Origin of the sequence: Rhizobium sp. BR 315 (assembly GCF_050577975.1) — a bacterium.
GTDB classification, from domain to species: domain Bacteria; phylum Pseudomonadota; class Alphaproteobacteria; order Rhizobiales; family Rhizobiaceae; genus Rhizobium; species Rhizobium miluonense.
On the sequence record NZ_JARWKZ010000002.1, the window covers coordinates 90,662 to 106,970 of the forward strand.

General features: G+C 59.9%; 11 protein-coding genes. 4 read left to right on the forward strand and 7 right to left on the reverse strand.

The window, feature by feature from the left end:
- Positions 1-7 precede the first annotated feature (7 nt).
- The 6 genes from QD409_RS02920 to QD409_RS02945 form a co-directional block, all read right to left on the reverse strand.
- Entirely contained in the window at positions 8-1,378 is a 1,371-nt protein-coding gene (locus QD409_RS02920; RefSeq protein WP_092845398.1) for an alpha-glucosidase/alpha-galactosidase, read from the reverse strand.
- 18 nt (positions 1,379-1,396) lie between these two features.
- Positions 1,397-3,067, reverse strand: coding sequence for an ABC transporter ATP-binding protein (locus QD409_RS02925; RefSeq protein ID WP_092845400.1), 1,671 nt, complete (start codon positions 3,065-3,067; stop codon positions 1,397-1,399).
- Positions 3,068-3,080: 13 nt separating this feature from the next.
- Positions 3,081-4,208: an ABC transporter permease gene (locus tag QD409_RS02930; RefSeq protein WP_092845402.1), complete on the reverse strand. Its 1,128-nt coding sequence runs from the start codon at positions 4,206-4,208 to the stop codon at positions 3,081-3,083.
- The gene (locus QD409_RS02935; RefSeq protein ID WP_092845404.1) at positions 4,208-5,218 is read right to left on the reverse strand and encodes an ABC transporter permease; all 1,011 of its coding nucleotides are present in this window, start codon (positions 5,216-5,218) and stop codon (positions 4,208-4,210) included. The genes QD409_RS02930 and QD409_RS02935 overlap by 1 nt, the downstream gene beginning before the upstream one ends.
- A 158-nt stretch (positions 5,219-5,376) precedes the next feature.
- Positions 5,377-7,461, reverse strand: coding sequence for an ABC transporter substrate-binding protein (locus tag QD409_RS02940; protein ID WP_092845406.1), 2,085 nt, complete (start codon positions 7,459-7,461; stop codon positions 5,377-5,379).
- 137 nt (positions 7,462-7,598) lie between these two features.
- The gene (locus QD409_RS02945) at positions 7,599-9,065 is read right to left on the reverse strand and encodes an alpha-glucosidase/alpha-galactosidase (protein ID WP_092845408.1); all 1,467 of its coding nucleotides are present in this window, start codon (positions 9,063-9,065) and stop codon (positions 7,599-7,601) included.
- A 244-nt stretch (positions 9,066-9,309) separates the two neighbouring features.
- Here QD409_RS02945 and QD409_RS02950 point away from each other — a divergent pair, with 244 nt between their 5' ends.
- Both QD409_RS02950 and QD409_RS02955 read left to right on the forward strand, forming a co-directional pair.
- A complete protein-coding gene (locus tag QD409_RS02950; protein WP_425348521.1) occupies positions 9,310-10,179 on the forward strand; it encodes an AraC family ligand binding domain-containing protein in 870 nt (289 codons plus the stop codon).
- 191 nt (positions 10,180-10,370) lie between these two features.
- Entirely contained in the window at positions 10,371-12,614 is a 2,244-nt protein-coding gene (locus QD409_RS02955) for a glycoside hydrolase family 2 protein (RefSeq protein ID WP_092845412.1), read from the forward strand.
- Between the two features lie 83 nt (positions 12,615-12,697).
- Here the strand turns inward: QD409_RS02955 and QD409_RS02960 are convergent, their stop codons facing one another.
- On the reverse strand, positions 12,698-13,609 hold the full coding sequence (locus QD409_RS02960) for a GntR family transcriptional regulator (RefSeq protein WP_092845652.1): 912 nt from the start codon (positions 13,607-13,609) through the stop codon (positions 12,698-12,700).
- A gap of 362 nt (positions 13,610-13,971) precedes the next feature.
- Here QD409_RS02960 and QD409_RS02965 point away from each other — a divergent pair, with 362 nt between their 5' ends.
- Both QD409_RS02965 and QD409_RS02970 read left to right on the forward strand, forming a co-directional pair.
- Positions 13,972-14,991 (forward strand): aldo/keto reductase, encoded by a 1,020-nt coding sequence (locus QD409_RS02965; protein WP_092845414.1) that lies wholly within the window; start codon positions 13,972-13,974, stop codon positions 14,989-14,991.
- A gap of 270 nt (positions 14,992-15,261) precedes the next feature.
- Positions 15,262-16,251, forward strand: a complete 990-nt coding sequence (locus tag QD409_RS02970; protein ID WP_092845416.1) for an ABC transporter substrate-binding protein — start codon at positions 15,262-15,264, stop codon at positions 16,249-16,251.
- Positions 16,252-16,309 lie beyond the last annotated feature (58 nt).

Genomic DNA, 16,309 nt, shown 5'->3' on the forward strand with positions numbered 1-16,309 from the left:
AGTAGCTTTAGGCGGCCTGAACCTTGCGATTGCCACGCGCCCATTCCGGCAGCCAATCGCCATGAGCGACCAGCAGCTCGTCGACCAGCGACCAGATCTGGTCGAGATCGAGTTCGGCGGCCGTGTGCGGATCCATCATCGCTGCGTGGTAGATGTGCTCGCGATTTTCAGTCATCAGGGCTTTCACCGTCAGTTCCTGCACGTTGATGTTCGTGCGGATAAGGGCGGTCAACTGCGGCGGCAGATCGCCGACATAGGTCGGCTGGATGCCGGAGGCATCGACTAGGCAAGCGACTTCCGCGGCGCAATTGTACGGCAGCGAGGTGATGCAGCCATTGTTACGGACGTTGCCATAGATGACGGAAGGTTCGCCGGTCCAGACCGAATTGATGATCGAGGAGGCATATTCCTTCGATTGCTTGACTTCGATCTTCTCGGCGGTGCGATATTCCTCGGCCTGGTTCTTCCAGCGCGCCACCTGCTCGATGCAGCGCTTCGGATATTCGTCGAGCGGAATGCCGAATTTCTCGATCAGGTCCTCGCGGCCTTCCTTGATGAAGTAGGGCGTGTATTCGGCGAAATGTTCGGAGCTTTCGGTGACGAAATAGCCGAGGCGGGTCAGCATCTCGTAGCGTACCTTGTTCGGGCAGCGCGGATTCCAGCCGGGCTTCGGCGCACGTCCTTCGCGATAGGCGCGGACGAGATCCGGGTAGAGATTGCGATAGGAACCATCCGGCTGGCGATGCTCGAATTCGAGATAGAAGGCCATGTGGTTGATGCCGGCCGAACGATAGCGGATCTCGTCATAGGGAATGTCGAGATCGTGCGCCAGTTCCATGGCAGTGCCCTGCACGGAATGGCAAAGGCCGACCTGCTTGATCGTCGGGTACTTCTCGCCGATCGCCCAGGTGTTGATCGCCATCGGGTTCACATATTGCAGCATGATTGCGTTCGGGCAGACGGCGAGCATGTCTTCGCAGATCTTCCACAGATGCGGAACCGTGCGCAGGCCGCGCATGATGCCACCGACGCCGAGCGTGTCGGCGATCGTCTGACGCAGGCCATATTTCTTCGGCACTTCGAAATCGGTCACCGTGCAGGGCTCATAGCCGCCGATCTGGAAGGCGACGACGACGAAATTAGCGCCGTCCAGCGCCTTGCGCTGATCGGTAAAGATCTCGACCGTGGCCGGAGCGCCGAGCGTCGAAGCCAGCTTGCGGGCGACGATCGCGCTTTCTTCCAGCCGCTGCGGATTGATGTCCATCAGAGCGATTTTTGCGCCTGCGAGCGCCGGGCGCTGCAAGACGTCGCCGATGATGTTCTTCATGAAGACAGTCGAACCGGCGCCGATGAAAGTGATCTTGGGAGTGCTTGTCATTTCAAAATCTCCTGGATGCTATGAAGCTACCTCGAACGCCGCTCTAACGAGGCGTTCGGTGTAAGCGGTCTTGGGATGGGACAGAACCTCGTCGACCGGCCCTTCCTCCATGATCTTGCCGTGCTGCATGACGATCACGCGATGGCAAAGGGCGCGGACGACCTTGAGGTCGTGCGAGATGAAAAGGTAGCTCAAGCCCCGCTCGTCCTGCAGCTTGCGCAGGAGGTCGATGATCTGGGCTTGAACGGAGAGATCGAGCGCGGAGGTCGGCTCGTCGAGCAGGATGAATTCCGGTTCGAGCGCGATGGCACGGGCAATCGCGATACGCTGGCGCTGTCCGCCGGAAAACTCATGCGGGAAGCGCGAGAGAATGTTGGCCGGCATGCCGGCGCTGACGAGCGCGTCCTTGACGCGGTCCAGCCGCTCGGCCCTGTTGGCGCCGATATTGTTGACCACCAGCCCCTCGGAAATGATCTGGCCGATGGTCATGCGCGGATTGAGCGACGAGAACGGATCCTGGAAGACGACCTGCATACGGGACCGCAAAGGCCGCATCTCGGCGCGAGATCTGCCATGGATTGCCTGCCCGTCGAAGAAAATCTCGCCGCTATCGGCATCGATCAAGCGCAGAAGTGCCTGGCCGAAGGTCGTCTTGCCGGAGCCGGATTCGCCAACCAGCCCGAGCGTTTCATGACGGCGAAGTTCCAGGTTCAGACCGTTGACGGCGACGAGCTCGCGCATGTCGGGTTTGAAGAAGCTGCCATGCCGCATCATGAAGGCGACCTTGACGGACTTGCCTTCGAGAACGGTATCACAGTTCGGCGGCAGTGGTTTTGCCCGGCCGCGCGGCTCCGACGACAGGAGATGCTTCGTATAGGGGTGCTGCGGATGAGCAAACAAGGCTTCCGTCGTATTGTGCTCGCGCATTTCTCCGTGCTGCATCACGTAGACATAATCGGAAAACTGGCGCACCACGGTCAGGTCGTGGGTGATCAGGATCACCGCCATGCCGAGCTGCTTTTGCAGGTCGCGGATGAGGTTCAGGATCTGCGCCTGCACGGTCACGTCGAGCGCCGTCGTCGGCTCGTCGGCGATCAGCACGTCCGGATCGTTGGCAAGCGCCATGGCGATCATCACACGCTGGCGCTGGCCGCCAGAGAGCTGATGCGGATATTGCTTCAGCCTTGCTTCCGGATCGGGAATCTGAACCTGCTTCAATAGATCGAGCGCCCGCTTTTCGGCGTCCCGGCGGCTAACCTTGCGATGAACACGGATCGCCTCGACGATCTGGCTGCCGATCGTATAGATCGGGTTGAGCGAACTCATCGGCTCCTGGAAGATCATCGAGATGCGGTCGCCGCGCAGTTGCCGGCGGGCGCGCTCCGAGAATTTCAGGACATTCTTGCCGTCATAATGAACGACAGACTTGTCAGAAACCACGGCGCGTTTGGTCAGCAGCCCCATCACGGTGCGGGCCGTTACCGATTTTCCGGAACCGGACTCGCCGACGATGGCAATGGTCTCACCGCGATAGAGCTGGAAGGAGATATCCTTGACGGCATCGACCACGCCGTCCTCGACCTTGAACTTGACGGCGATGTTGCGGGCATCGATAACAGGCGCGACGGCCCTTTCGCCGGCGTCGAAGCGAATGTCGGGAGCGAAGGGATTGACGAGTGCGAGAGCCATATCCGTTCTCCTTTCAATAAGGGTCGATCGCGTCGCGCAGTCCGTCGCCGAGCGCATTGAAGGCGAAGACGGTGACGAGAACGAAGGCGACGGGCGAGAGAATCCAGGGGTAGGAGCCGATGACCGAATAGGTCGACGTATCCTGCAGCATCAGACCCCAGGAGATCAGCGGCGGTTTGACGGCAAAACCCAGGAAACCCAGGAAGGATTCAAGCAGAACCACGCTCGGGATCGCAAGCGTCACGGCGACGATGACGTGGCTCATGACGTTCGGGAATATGTGCTGCAGGATGATACGCCGGTCGGTGGCCCCGATCGCCATCGCTGCTCGCACGTAGTCGATCCTTGCCAATGCCAGCGTCTTGCCGCGAACCTCGCGTGACATCTGTGCCCAGCCGAGTGCAGACATGACGATGATGACGAAGGCAAGGAAGACATTGGTCGGCGCTGTCACGGGGATCAGCGAAGTCAAGGCCAGATAAAGCGGCACTTGCGGGAAGGCGAGAACGACCTCGACAAAGCGCTGGATCCAGGTATCGAGGACACCCCCGAAGTAGCCTGAGATCATGCCGATCGTGGTGCCGACGATGGTCACGATGGCAACGACCGTCAGGGCGATCATCAGCGAGATACGCGAGCCGTAGATGGCGCGCGACAACACGTCTCGGCCGAACTTGTCCGTGCCGAGGAAATGAACCGGGCCGCCGTCAGTCGCACCGAAGAGATGCCGATTACCGGGGATCAGGCCGAACATGTAATAGGGGTCGCCTTTGACGAAGAGGCCGAGCAGGCGCGGGTGATCGTAATCCGGCCCGACGATCGGTTGGAAGGTGACCGGGTCGAGATCGGTGGTCTCGACGAGCGCGTAGACTCTAGGCAGGAAGACGAGATTGCCGTCCTTGTCGTGAAAGCTGATGACCTGCGGCGGCGCGAAGCCGGTGTCGGTCGCCTTGGGATCAAGCGGCGCGACGAATTCGGCAAAGACCGCCATAAGCAGAAGCAGGATGACGAGGACAAGGCCGCTCATACCCGTCCAGGAACGCTTCAGGCGTCGCCAGACCAGTGCGACGTAGCTTTCGCTGCCGCCTTTGTGCTTGATCTTTTCTTCCGGTGGGGGCGGGGAGTTGCTGAAGGCGAGCATTAGTGGATCCCTCCCTGTTGACGCACGCGCGGATCGAGCAGCGCAAGCAACATGTCGGCGATGATGTTGCCGATGATGAGGGTTGCCGAAAGCACCATCATGAAGGTTGCCGTGACATAGACGTCGCCGACGGCCATGGAGCCGACGATAGCCGGCCCGACTGTGGGCAGCGAGAAGATGATTGCGGTCTCGATTTCACCGGTCAGCATGTAGGGAAGCACGACGCCCTGATACATGATCAGCGGATGCAGCGCATTCGGCACGGCATGGCGCATGACGACCGCGCCGCCGGAAAGACCTTTCGCCCGTGCAGTCTCCACATATTGGGCATTCAGCGTATCGAGAAGATTGCCGCGCATGACGCGCATATTGTAGGCAAGGCCGCCGAAGGTGGCGATCGCAACGACCGGCCAGACATGCTTGACCAGATCGACGAACTTGGCCCATGACCAGGGGGCGCCACCATATTGCGGCGAGAAGAAGCTGCCTATCTCCGAGACATTAAGCTGGAAGACGAGGATATAGACGATGATCAGCGCCATCAGGAAGCGCGGCACGGTCATGCCGAGGAAGGATATGCCGGCAAGCAGATTGTCGATCCAGCTATATTGCCGTGTTGCCGCCCAAATGCCGAAACCGATGCCGAGGATGGAGGCCAGGATGTGGCACACCAGCGCCAAGGCCAGGGTTCGAGGCAGACGCTCGCCGACGACATCGGCGACAGGCTTGTTATAGACCATGCTATATCCGAAATCACCTCTGGTGACGATGCCGCCGACCCAGTTGAAATACTGGACGATCATCGGCTTATCGAGACCATGTTCGCGGCGGTAGGCCTGCGCCTGAGCATCTGCCTGTTCGAAGGACGCGCCGCCCTGGTTCATCAATTGCGAGCGGATGTAATCGGCATAGTCGCCCGGCGGTGCCTGAATGATAGCGAACGTCACCACGCTCAGGATGAAGAGCACTGGAATGGCGGAGGCTATGCGAACGAGCAGGAATCGTAACATCGGACGGTTCGCTTCTCTTGATGCTGTCAGCAGTCTCATTCCATCAGGACGATATGCGTCAGCGGTTCATTCTTGTCCGGCGACAGCGAGTCGCTGGGATGCTTCAGGTTCCCTGCCAGCCGACCTCATGCCGGCTGGCAGGGGAGCTTCATATGGCCCTATTTGATCGGGCCGGCGCTGCCCGGGGCACCCGGAAGCTGATCGGGGAACAGCTCGTATTTGCCCTGCTTGTCCGCAGCCACCCAGAGACGTTCGCGCAAGACGGAGTCTTCTGCCCAGTTGAACAGGAAGATCGGCGTGCCTGGAGGAACGTTGGAGAAGCGCTTGTTGATGATCAGCGCGCCCGGATATTCGGTCAGGCCGATATTGTAGAGGTTCTCGGTCGAGATCTTCTGGAACTTCTTCATCAGAGCCACGCGTTCGTCACTGTTCTGCGACTGCGTGAACTTGTTGACGATATCGACCATCTCCTTTTCGAACGGCATCAGATCGACCTTGCCGTCCGAGCCGGCGCGATGGTTCCAGCTCGTTCGCGGACCGACCGGCGCGAGCTGCTCGGTGTTCTGCACGACCGAGGCGAGCTCCGTGGTGTTGCGCCGAACCATCCAGTCGAAGCGACCGCTGTAGTTGGCGTCGTCACGCTGGTTGCCGTCGAGCGCATTGATGACGACGCGCAGGCCGAGCTTCTCCATCTGGGCGATCACACCTTCGGCCAGGCTCTTGTCCGTGGTGTAGCTGTTGTTGACCAGAAGAGTGAGTTCCACGTCCTTGCCGCCATTGACGCCAGCGGGGAAGTTGACGATGCCGTCGCCGTCCGTGTCCTTGAGGCCGGCCTTCGCAAGCTCGGCTTTGGCGGCGGTGAGATCGAACGGATAATAGACGGTCGAATTGCGGTCGTAAAAACTGCTGCCGGAGGAGAGGCCACCCGGATAGATCGCCGTGAACGGTCCCTTGACCAGCGACTCACCGATTGCCTTGCGATCCAGCGCCATGCTGACGGCCTTGCGAAAGTGCTCGTTGCGGTTCAGCTCGCGTACCGCCTGAGCGCGTGCGTCCGGATTGCCCCAGCCATTGGCGGAGAAATTCATCTGCAGGTTATAGCCGATGAGGCGGGGGCCAAAGGCGAGACGGGCTGGAGCTTCGGGTTGTGCGGCGCGCTTCAGCGAGGCAACGAAGTTTTCCGGCTGTTCGAGGTTCGAAAAGTCCCCGGAGCCGGCAACCGCCTGCACGTCGCGGTCTGCCCAGGTCGAGAGCTTGTAGTGCAGCTCGTTGAGGTAAGGCAGCTGATTGCCCTTCTCGTCGACCTTCCAGTAGTAAGGGTTGCGGCGCATCACGATGATGTCGTCGGAACGGTATTCGACCGGCACCCAGGCGCCCATGACAGGCATGTTCATGAATTCCGGCGGGAACGCATTCTTGAACTGCTCGTAAGTGTTCTTCGAATATTTCGGATGCTGCGGCTTCAGGATATGCGACGGACCGGGGCAGAAGGTGCCGTACGCCATGGCGTAGAGATATTGTCTCGGGAACGCATCCTTGAAGGTCCACTCGACGGTGTAATCGTCGATTTTCTTCAGCGTCGTGCCGGCCCCGAACGTTTCCGGGCTAGCGCCGTTCAGCGGCGAGACGTTATGATCGTTGACCTCGTCTTCCCAGTAGAACATCAGGTCGTCGGCGTTGAAGGGCACCCCGTCGGACCATTTCGCGCCTTCGACCAGATGCATGGTGAGCTTGTGGCCATCCGTCGACCATTCCCAGCCCTTGGCGAGGTTGGGCAGGGGTTCGGTATCCTTGGCTTCGACCTGGAAGAGTGGCGCGGTGCGCGTCAGGCATTCGGAAAGGCCGATGTCGATGCCGCCCCAACCCTGTGTCTGGCCGCCGCCATAGTTCCAGCCCTCCGGCCGGCCACCAATGACGTGTCGCAGCGTGTCGCCGTAGACGCCGATGCCGTCGGGCATGTTGCCGGTCTTAAAGACGAGCGGCTCCTTCGGCAGGCGGTCTTTCACGGGCGGCAGCTTGCCGCTCTTGACGAATTTGTCCGTAACCCAGGCCGGCTCGTGATAGTCCGGTAGCGCCTTGAACTCCAGGATCGAGCTGCGCTCGACATATTTGATCTTTCCTTCCGCCGGGAAGACCGCTGGAACCGGTGGCACTGTCGGTTCGGCCGCATAGGCGCTGATGGCGATCGCCGATGTGGCAATCGTCAACGCGGCTAGAAGGCCGATCGGTCGAAAATGTCTCATCTTTTTCTCTCTCCCTCTTTTGCGTGCGCTCTGTTCGAGGCGCCGCGCTCCTCCAGTACAGGGGAAATAGTCGATTTGCGGCGGTGGATCTCCGCTGAAATCCCCGCCGCATTCTCATTTCCCGAACTCTGCCTGCATCAACCAGCTTGTTTCAGGGCGGCTTTTTCTGCCCGCAATTCCTCGATCGAGCGGACATTGCGGCTTGCCGCGCCCTTCCAGTCGCGCGTCTTGACCTTGCTGCGCGACAGCCGGTCCTTGGCCCCATCAACCGCATGTGCATATTGCGGCAGCCAGCGAGCTTCGGCGACGACCATCTCGTCGACCATCTGCCAGACCTCCTCCGGCGTGGCGATGGCACCGACCAACGGGTCGTGCAGAACGGCAAGCTTCAACAGGTCGATATCGCCACTGATGGCGGCGTGCACCGACATGCGCTGGACATTGATGGACGACATGCAGGTTGCCGCGCATGCCTCGGGCAAGGTGATGCCCGCCACCATGTTGATACCGAAACGATCGACGAAGCCAGGGGATTCGATGATGGCATCATCAGGTAGATTGGTGATGACGCCATTGTTCTTGACGTTGAAATGGCCGCGGTAGACACGGTTGGTTTCAAGCGCCTCAAGGATATGGCTGGCATGCTCGTTGGAGCGCCTGCTAACATCGATCGGCTGCGAGGCGCCGTCGAGGATCTGCTGGAATTCCGTCTCGAACCAGTTGCGCGTCTCGGTGGAGTAGCGCAGATAACCGCCGGTTTCGCCATGGATCCAGTCGGACATATCGATCCACTTGTTGATCTCGTCCGGCCGCTTGCGATACCAGGGCAGGTATTCGGACAGGTGACCGTTGCTCTCCGTCGAATAGACGCCGAACCGCTTAAGCACGTCGATGCGTAGCTTTTCCTGCTGCGAAAAGACCGGATGCGCCTCGAAGGCGGCGATCAATTCGTCCTTGCCGATCTTGCGGCCGTTGAGGCGCAGATCGACGAACCAGGTCTGGTGGTTGATGCCCGAGCAGATATAGTCGAGCTCACTCTTGTCCTTCGCGCCGAGCACTTCGGCGATCTGTTCGGCACCATGCTGGACGCCATGGCAAAGACCGATCGTGTCGACCTTGCCGTATTCGATCGCCGCCCAGGTGTTCATCGCCATCGGGTTGGCATAGTTCAGGAATTTGGCGCCGCTCTCGGCAACGTCGCGGATATCTTTGCAGAAATCGAGAATGACCGGAATGTTGCGCTGACCATAGAGAATGCCACCGGCGCAAATGGTATCGCCGACGCACTGGTCGATGCCGTACTTCAGCGGAATGCGGATATCCTCGGCATAGGCCTCGAGGCCACCGACCCGCACGCAGCTGATGATATAGCGCGCGCCTGCGATCGCCGCGCGGCGATCCGTGGTCGCGGTGACGCGGGTCGGCAGCTTGTTGGCCTCGACGATCCGGTCGAGGATCGCCTTGATCATCGTCAGATTGTGCTCACTGAGATCGGTCAGCGCGAATTCGACGTCGCGGAATTCCGGCACGCACAGAATGTCGGTAAACAGCTTTTTCGTGAAGCCGACGCTGCCTGCGCCGATAATAGCGATTTTGAAACTCATGATCCTCACCTTCAAGTCGGTCGAACAATCAGCGGCGGGGGAGCCGGCAGCATCTCTGCCCTATGATCGTATCGGTTACGAAACGGGCCGAAATTGCGGTTTTTTCTCCAATCGCCGGTCCTCGTCGGCGGTCAAGCGCTGTTTTCTGACGGGATTATGCCTATAATTACGGAGGCGAACAGAGAACTATTATGCTTTCAGGGGTAATTTTGTGCTGCAGGAATTGATCGACAATGGACAGGTCATGCGGACGGTTTCCTTACCGCGCGGACGCCACCGGCTGCATGCCATGCCGACGAGCGCCGGCTATGAGATCCGGCGGGACGAATCCTATGATTGGGATGGGCGCCGACGCGGCCAGACGCCGTTTACCGTGCTTCAGCACACGATCAGCGGCACCGGCCGGCTGCGCTATGAGGGCCGCAACTATCGTGTGAATACCGGCGAGACGCTGCTCGTTCTCGTGCCGCACAATCATCGCTACTGGTTGGAGAAGGGCGAGCGCTGGGAGTATTTTTGGATATCGATGAACGGCGAAGAAGCGTTGCGCATCCATCGTCTGATTCTTGCTGCGGCCGGTCCGGTGTTGAAGCTGCAGCAGGCAACCATCGATCATCTTGCCGATTGCAGCCTGCGGCTCGTCAAGGGCGCTCAGACGCCTGCCTCTGCCTCGGCTGTCGCCTATGAGGCGGCGATGGCGCTCTATGACGATGTCTTCGGTTCGCATGCCTTTGCCGCCGATCGCTCTGCCATGCAGATCGTCATCGACCATATCGATGCCAATCTCGACAAGCCGCTTCCTGTCGATGAGCTTGCCAAGGTGAGCGGCCTCAGCCGCGCCCATTTTTCTCGCGTTTTTGCCGAGAGCGAGGGCGTGCCGCCGGCGGAATTCGTGCTGCAGCAGCGCATGCAGCGCGCCGCGAAACTGCTGACGAAGGCTGCCTTCATTCCGGTCAAGGAAGTAGCGATCATGTCGGGCTTCGATGATGCCAACTATTTCTCCAAGGTATTTCGCCGTATCTACGGCATCAATCCGACGGAATTCCGCACGACCGGCATGTATGCCGCGGTGCGCAATCCGGTCGAGGAGGGGAAGAACGGCCGAAACCGATAGGCGGCGGCAAGGAGGCCACAGTCGCTATCGCTTACCCGGAAAGGAGAAATCCGCCAAACGGTCGCATTGCGCGTCGGCGACGAGGCAGTATAGATATCGCCCCGCGGTATCATGCCTGCCTTGCCGCGCCTGATTTCCAGTCACCATCTGTTCGCCACCCGATGCGACGGGCTTAATCGATAGGATTGAATATGCGTTCTGTTGTCGCCTTCAACGAATCCTGGACGTTTCAAGAGGGGTTTTCGCCCGCGTCTGCCGGCCGACCGCAGGATGGGCAGCGTGTCACGCTTCCGCATACCGCTGTCGAACTGCCCTTCAACTATTTCGACGAGAAATCCTATCAGCGCGCCTTCACCTATCAGAAAATAGTGAACTGGGACGAGACGTTTGCCGGGCGCGAGATATCGCTGATCTTCGATGCGGCCATGGCCGATGCCGTCGTCTATCTGAACGGCGACGAGATCGCGGCACACAAGGACGGCTACACGCCGTTCGAGGCGCGCTTGACCGGCCGTCTGCGTCACGGCGAGAACCTCGTCACGGTCAAGATCGATGGCAGCGAGAACCCCGAGATCCCGCCTTTCGGTGGCCGGATCGATTATCTTACCTATGCCGGGATTTACCGCGATGTCTGGCTGAAGCTGACCGATCCCGTATCGATCGCCAACATCAAAGTCGAGACGGGCGATGTTCTTTCCGATCTCAAATCCGCGACCGTGCGCTGCGATATCTCCAATCCGCAAAATCTTGCTTTTAAGGGAAGGGTGACCGTTACCCTGCGGTCCGCTGATGGCGTGGCCATCGCTTCGGGGCAGGCTAACACCTCCGGCGAGAGCGTGACGCTCGGCTTCGATCGCCTCTCGGGCCTTTCGCTTTGGGATCTCGACAATCCCGTCCTCTATTCGGCCGAAGTGGAGCTTGCGAGCGATCAGGGGGCGGATCGGCACGCCGCGACCTTCGGTTTCCGCATCGCGAGCTTTACCGCCGAAGGTTTTCTGCTGAACGGCAAGGCGCTGAAACTGCGCGGGCTCAACCGCCATCAGGCTTTCCCTTATGTTGGCTATGCGATGGGGCGCTCGGCCCAGGAGCGCGATGCCGAGATCATGAAGCGCACGCTGAAATGCAACATCGTCCGCACCTCGCATTATCCTCAGTCGAAGTGGTTCCTGGATCATTGCGACCGTATCGGCCTTCTCGTCTTCGAGGAAATCCCCGGTTGGCAGCACATCGGTGACGAGGAATGGCAGCAGGAATCGATCCGCAACGTGCGCCGCATGATCGAACGCGACTGGAACCATCCCTCGATCGTCATCTGGGGCGTGCGCATCAACGAATCCCAGGATTCTCACGATTTCTACGCCGAGACGAACCGGCTGGCGCGTGAACTCGATCCGACGCGCCAGACCGGCGGCGTTCGCTACATCACCGAGAGCGAGATGCTCGAGGACGTCTACACGATGAATGATTTCATCCTCGGCAATGAGGAACTGCCTGGCGCCAACCGGCCGCGCACGCCGCTCCGGCCGCAGCAGGAAAACACCGGCCTTTCCAAGGACGTCCCCTATCTGATCACAGAATTCGGCGGCCATATGTATCCGACGAAAATTTATGATCAGGAGCAGCGGCAGGCCGAGCATGTGCGCCGGCATCTGGAAGTCCTGAATGCCGCCTATAGCGATCCGTCGATCTCGGGCGCCATCGGCTGGTGCATGTTCGACTACAATACGCATAGCGATTTCGGCTCGGGTGACCGCATTTGCTACCACGGCGTCACGGACATGTTCCGCGAGCCGAAATTTGCCGCCTACGTCTATGCCAGCCAGTGCGAGCCTTCCGAAGAGGCCGTCATGAAGCCGGTGACGATCTGGGCGCGCGGCGAGCGCAATATCGGCGGCGCCCTGCCGCTTATCGTTCTGACCAATTGCGATGAGGTCGAGCTGCGTTACGGTTCGCTGACCAAGCGTCTCGCTTCGGACAGGGAGACTTTTCCGCATCTGCCGCATCCGCCTGTTGTCTTCGATCACCGTTCCTTCACGCCGGACGAGCTTGGCGTATGGGGTATGGAATGGGAGGATGTGCATTTCACCGGCTACATCGGCGGCAAGCAGGTGGCGGAGCTGCATATGGTCGCAAATCCACTGCCGACCTCGCTTCAGATCGAAGCCGATGCCGATACCATGCGCGCAGGCGAACGCGATACGGTGCGCGTCATCGTGCGCGCGCTCGATCAGGCTGGCTCGCGGCTTCCCTTCCTGAATGATGTCGTCACCATCAAGGTCGATGGCCCGGCCAAGGTTATCGGGCCGGAAACGGTAGCATTCCAGGGTGGAACCACGGGTTTCTGGTTGCAGGCAACGGGAGAGGCTGGCGCCATCAAGCTCGAGGTCGCCTCGCCGCGTTTTGCCAGCCAAAGTTTGAGCCTCGCTGCAAAATAAAGCGCCGAAACGGGCGATTGCAGATAGTCCTGTGATTGCCCTGTCCCATCGCGGACTGGGATCGGATACGCCGATGTTCGCAGTCAGGCAGCTGAGCCGGCTGTTTCTCCGGTGGTTTGCGGAATCGACTGCAATAGTGTCTGTCTTGCCGAGGCAAGATGCGTGCGGCAAGCGGCGTCGATCCGTTGCGGATCGCGCGATTGCAGCGCTGCGATGTAGTCGAGATGTTCGGCCACGGCGCGGGCATTGCGCTCGCGGGCGAAGGCCTTGTTCCATTGAAAGTGATAGTGGAAGACGATGGCGATGACATCATAGAAATCGGCAATGAAGCGATTGCTCGAGGCGCGGTGGATGAGGAGGTGAAACTTCTCATCAAGGCGCGAAAAATCGCGGTAATGCGCGTCGAAATCCTTGAGCAGTTCACGATGTTCCCGCTCGATCGCCTTGAGATCATCCCAGGCGCGATGATTGGCAGGCAGACGGCCGAACTCGGCCGCCGAATGGAGTTCGAACATTTCCCGCACGTCGGCGAGTTCGAGCGCGAATTCGCTGGTGAAGCCCTTCAGGATCCAATGGCTGTTCGGCCGCTTCTCGATCAGCCCGAAGCGGCTGAAGCGAATGAGAAATTCGCGCACGACGGAGGTGCCGGTGCCGATTTCGCGTGCCAGTTCCAGTTCGTTGATCTGCATGCCGGGCTGGGCTTCGTCGGACATGATGCGCATCATGAAGCTGCGCTCGATGATGTCGTGCAGTGAATCGGTTTCCTCCTTCGGGAAGAAATCTGCCTGGTTCGGCAGGCGCAGAACCGTCTTTTGCCGCTTGTTCCAGAGAATGATGCCGGCGTCGCTGAGACGCATGAGGATTGCCCGCGCCGTGCTGCGGCTGACGCCGAGTTCGGCTGCGATTTCTGGTTCGCTCGGCAGCTCAGTGCCGAGCTTCAGGCGTGCTGCGTAGCGATTATACGCCTCCTTGAAGAGCGTGTTTTGCCTTGCCATTTCCCCCTCGCTTGTCGCCGCCGCTCTTTGCCGGCGGCGCTGTCTGAACCATGATCGAATGGCAGTCAATTGCAGGAGTGTTATGCCGGAACCGTGCGGACCGCTTTCCTCCGGGGCGGTGACGATTTCCTCGTTGACACCAAAATGTTTATTGTAGATAAAAAACAAAATCAATTGGCGCCGGACGTCGGAATGTCCGATAAGGTCGATGAGGGAGGAATTGAACATGGTGACGCGTGAAGCCCGCGACCCGAGCGCAATTCACTCATGCCAGCGATAAGTAAATCCGCAAATTGACGATAGTTGTCCGTCAAGCCATAGGCGGCGAGCATTGAAATGACCGTCATCACAAGGGAGAGGTGATGAAGACGAGAACAATCGGCAGGACGGGCCTTGAGGTCACCGAGATCAGCTTCGGCGCTGCTGCGCTGGGCGGCCTCTATCGTGCCTGTCCGCGCGACCAGGCGATGGAGACCCTACAGGCTGCCTGGGATAGCGGCATCCGCTATTTCGATGTTGCGCCCTGGTATGGCTTTGGCCTTGGCGAGCGCCGCGTCGGTGATTTCCTGCGCGATCAGCCTGAGGACAGCTATGTGTTGTCGACCAAGGTCGGCCGCCTTATGCGCCCGGTACCGACAGACAAGGTGCCCAATTACGGCTACGTTGACCCGCTGCCTTTCGATGCCGACTATGATTACTCCTATGACGGTATCATGCGCTCGGTCGAGTTCAGCTATGCGCGCCTTGGGCTCAATCGCATCGATATTCTCTATGTCCACGACATAGGCGGCTATACTCACGGCAAGGCCCTCAACGAGCATCACCTCGGCCAGCTCCTGGGATCCGGGTTGAAGGCGCTGGAGCAGCTGAAGTCGTCAGGCGCGATCAAGGCCTATGGCCTCGGCGTCAACGAGGTGCCAGTCTGCCTGGACGTGATGCGTGCGGCCGATATCGACTGCATTCTCATGGCGGGGCGCTATACTCTGCTGGACCGTTCCGCCGTTGCCGAGTTGCTGCCGCTCTGCGAGAAGACGGGAACGTCGCTGGTGGTGGGCGGCGTCTTCAATTCCGGTATTCTGGCGACAGGCCCGGTGCCTGGCGCACATTTCGACTATCTGCCGGCAACGCCGGATATTTTGGCCAAGGTAGGGGCGATGGAAGAGATCGCTCGCAAGCATGGCGTGCCGCTCGCCCAGCCGGTGATTCAGTTCCCGCTGCGCAGTTCTTGCGTGGCCTCGGTCCTGCTCGGCACGGCGAAGCCGGAAAGTCTTATCCGCAATATGCAGCTCGTAGAGCCCCGGCTCCCCGACAGCTTCTATGCGGAATTCGAAGCACTGACCCTCGTCGCGCCTCCGCTGGGAGACGAGGCGGTCCGGGTCTAGAGCAATTCCCGGAAAACTGCGCAGCGGTTTTCCCGGAATTGCGTGAAACAGCAGATGGAGCGGTTTTGCGATTCCGTGAGACGCTGAACCGCTTCAACAGAGAGCTATCGGGCCGTCGCAAAAGGCGGCATCGAAGAGGAGGAAAGCCTGTTTTGGCGTCGGTGGCCTTTCCGCCGCGCGATGCGTGACGCCTCAAGGCGTTGCGGTACCGAGCCGTAAGCGTTCAGCGGCCGGTGTGCAGGAAGCAGAGCGCGTTGAGAGGAGAAGCAGATGAAAATTACCAAGTCACTTCTGTCCCGCCGCACCTTTGCCGGCCTTGCCGGCGCTGCCATTATCGCAATGGCGATGCCCGTGCAGTCCTTCGCAGCCGACGTGACCATTCCGATCATCGTCAAGGACACGACATCCTTCTACTGGCAGATCGTTCTCGCCGGCGCCCGCCAGGCGGGCAAGGATCTCGGCGTCAAGGTGCCGGAACTCGGCGCACAGTCGGAATCCGACATCAACGGCCAAATCAGCATTCTGGAAAACGCTGTAGCCGGCAAGCCGGCTGCCGTGGTCATTTCGCCGACCGAGTTCAAGGCGCTCGGCAAGCCCGTGGATGAAGCCGCCAAGTCCGTGCCGGTCGTCGGCATCGACTCTGGCGCCGATTCCAAGTCCTTCATCTCGTTCCTGACCACCGACAACGTCCAGGGCGGCCGCATCGCCGCTGACGGTCTTGCCGCTGCAATCAAAGGCATGACCGGCAAGGAAGAGGGGGAGGTCGCGATTATCACCAGCCTTCCCGGTGTCGGTTCTCTCGACCAGCGTCGTCAGGGTTTCCTGGAAGAGGTCAAGAGCAAGTATCCGGGCCTCAAGGTCGTTGCCGATAAATATGCGGACGGCCAGGCCACCACCGGCCTCAACATCATGACCGACCTGATCACGGCCAATCCGAAGCTCGTCGGCGTCTTCGCCTCCAACCTGATCATGGCCCAGGGCGTCGGCCAGGCCATCGCCGAAAACAAGCTCGGCGACAAGATCAAGGTCATCGGCTTCGACAATGACGACAAGACCGTCGGCTTCCTGAAGTCCGGCGTTCTTGCCGGCCTCGTTGTGCAGGACCCCTATCGCATGGGTTATGACGGCATCAAGACGGCGCTCGCCGCTTCCAAGAAGGAAAAGGTTGCCGCCAATGTCGATACCGGCGCCAACCTCGTCACCAAGGCGAATATGAGCGATCCGAAGATCGACGCCCTGTTGAACCCGAAGGTCAAGTAAGGCTTGAGGCCGCGCCCGCGAGATTGGGCGCGGCCTTTCCGTCTGACCGCCTCCTTGA